Source organism: Shewanella surugensis (genome assembly GCF_023284005.1).
In the GTDB taxonomy this organism is placed as follows: Bacteria; Pseudomonadota; Gammaproteobacteria; order Enterobacterales; family Shewanellaceae; genus Shewanella; species Shewanella surugensis.
This window is the reverse complement of sequence record NZ_JAKIKS010000257.1, coordinates 1-2,695: the sequence shown is the minus strand read 5'-3', so window position 1 is coordinate 2,695 and position 2,695 is coordinate 1. Positions and strand designations below refer to the sequence as shown.

Genomic DNA, 2,695 nt, shown 5'->3' with positions numbered 1-2,695 from the left:
GATTCTTTTCCCGTCCAATGGACTTTGTTACATTGTCAGACTCGCTTCTTTATTCAGAGTCATAGGGTCATCTGGTGATACAGATGGTTCACTCATAAGCGGTGAACAGCGCTTCATACGACTTCACGTCGCACTAACATAATAATGATTGGACGCATAACGACTTTGGATTTCGAGGAAAAAGAGTAGGATAAGCTCTGAAATGAACACTTATCTTAGCAAAAAAATCTCTAAAACGGAATGCCAATAGTTAGTGGATTTCACCACTATTAAGGTTCAGGTAAAAATAGCACTTAAAACCCTGAAATTGTCGCTGAAAGCACAGTATAAATTTATAGTACTTTACATAGACAAAATTAGTCTCTCTAACTTAAAAAGAGTAGCTAAAGATAAAATTTTAGGTACGATTTGTATGTGTATAATTTAATGTCAGGTGAAATTTTGGATTTACTGCTAGCTGGAAATTTAGAACTAAATGTTCGAGTTACCGAAGGTGAGTACTGTAAACTTGAAATTAAGCACGGAAAGGTTCCAGCGCTATCTCATGTTAGCAACCATTTGTATTTTTATGAAAATAATTCAGATATTGTTCAGGTAGAAGGGTTTACCGAACAGCTAGCTCCAAAGTATCTTTTGTCTGGTGCAATTGATTCTGGAACTCACCTATTTAAGTTGTTTCGATATGTATATTCAGGTAAAGCAGAAATAACCAAATTAAAAAAAGTGTATTTCACGCTTCCTGAATTAGCACCGTATTTCAACAATGAAATTTCAAGAAATTTAGAGCAAAATGGTGACCTGAGTGGAAATATCACCATTGAGCCAATGGATGCCACAGTATTCAAAGATGATCAAGTTATCAAAGTTGGGTTGAAGCAATACTATCGATTATCTAACAATGATGGTTTTAAGTTCACAAACTCCATAATTCTGTTTTTTGAATTTGAAAAACTCATAACTTTCAGTGAAATAGAAAAGTACTTATATAAGTCAAAAAACCTTTTCACATGGATTACGGGTTTTCCAATAACAGTTTCCAAAATAGAAGTGTCGGATGGCGACAATAATGGAACGTTATACATTCCAACAGTAAAAAATACTTCTGAACATGATCTATCATACCCAAACAGCTTCATGCTGTCAGGACCATTGAGGAAACATTTCAAAATAATTTGTGAGTCATATTTCGTAAAAAATGAGTTTGAATTTGAGGAGATCTGGTCAAGAACAATAAATCTATACAATATCAATGGAATTTTAGAATATGAAACCATGCTTTATACAGCTATTCTCGATAAGTATTGCAGCTACAAAGTAAACAAACTGAACCTTGATAGTATGCTTGATGAAGATGAGTATGCCAAGCTAATGGGTAAACTTTCAGCCTTGATATCTAGCGATACAGAGCTTGTCAAAGCTTTTTCAAAAGGCATTCAAACTGATTTGAGTAATATGGCAGTGCTTAGGGAAGCCATACCTAATCGTTCTACTGCAACCTTCAAACAAAAAGTTAAGAAGTACCTAAGATGCATAGGTAAGAACGTTACAGAAGTGTTTTTTTCGAATGATGACCTGCATTTGATTAAAGGGATCAGAGATAGGGCTGCTCATGGTGAAGTTGAGCAACTCTCTACAGACACAGTAAGTAACATATATTGGAAGTTAAGAATGTTGGTTACCTACCTAATTTACAGAGACTTAGGTTTATCTGACAATGATTTTCTAGAAGTCATATCTTTTACACTCAATCCATTAGTTTTGAACTGTAATATAGATAAGTTTAAACTGGATACCAAGCTACAAAAGGGAATAGTTCTACCTGTTTCAGAATCCGTATTTAGTGAACTATCCTCGTCTAAACAGATGCCGTTTTGTTCTTACTCGGAATCAAAATCTTTACGAAATTAATAAAGAATACACAGATAATTTGTCGAAATATTTTAGTGTTGAAAACTCTACTGATAGGAAAATAAATCGCCTAGATGAGTACGTACAAACCTTGCTAGATAATTCTAAGCTCGAAGCTAAATATACTGGTAATGCATACGTCACGTATAATAGAAAAAACCACAAATTACACAGTGTAATCCTTGTTGACACCCCTAAAAAATTAAATGAATACAATATTTTATAAAGGTGTATATTTAATTCTGTGTGAACAATGAGCATACCCCTAATAGGGATGGGCGAAAACCACAATATTATCATTGTCACGCATTAATAAGGCTCTATTTGCGCGGCTGTGCGTGAAACCTGAGAATATTGCAGGGTGATTGCTCGTTAGAATTTAAGTAGAAGCGAATTTTGATGCTTTGGCTATCGTAGAGCGGCTGCATTTTAGGAGATTTTGCACTTGGGACCAACTTTTACCCTCACTGATCAATAGTCGAATATTCTCTCTAAGTTCGTGATCAGGTTGTCTTCCCTGGTACTTACCTAAAGCTTTGGCTTTTGATATCCCCTGAGCCTGACGCTTACGCCTTGTTTCGTAATCATCCCGAGCCATAGCAGCGGCAAGGTCAATCATAAATTCAGTGAGTACCTTAGCTATCATGCTGTTTGGCTCCGTTGCAAAGTTGGCTACTTGAGCCACACTCATTAAAAATAACCTCATCGGATCCATTATGTCAGACTTCAAAGGCCGACACTTTACTGGCGACATTATTCTCTGGGCTGTACGTTGGTACTGCAAATA

General features: G+C 35.8%; 1 protein-coding gene and 1 pseudogene. One reads left to right on the top strand and one right to left on the bottom strand.

The window, feature by feature from the left end; genetic code table 11:
• Positions 1-426: 426 nt before the first annotated feature.
• Positions 427-1,908: a hypothetical protein gene (locus tag L2764_RS26640; RefSeq protein ID WP_248943358.1), complete on the top strand. Its 1,482-nt coding sequence runs from the start codon at positions 427-429 to the stop codon at positions 1,906-1,908.
• Between the two features lie 379 nt (positions 1,909-2,287).
• Here L2764_RS26640 and L2764_RS26635 read toward each other — a convergent pair.
• A pseudogene (locus L2764_RS26635) lies at positions 2,288-2,695 on the bottom strand (hypothetical protein); the annotation flags it as partial.

Bases quoted from the DNA above. Each gene is read 5' to 3' on its own strand.
- L2764_RS26640 (WP_248943358.1), top strand. From the start codon at position 427: ATGTCAGGTGAAATTTTGGATTTACTGCTAGCTGGAAATTTAGAACTA.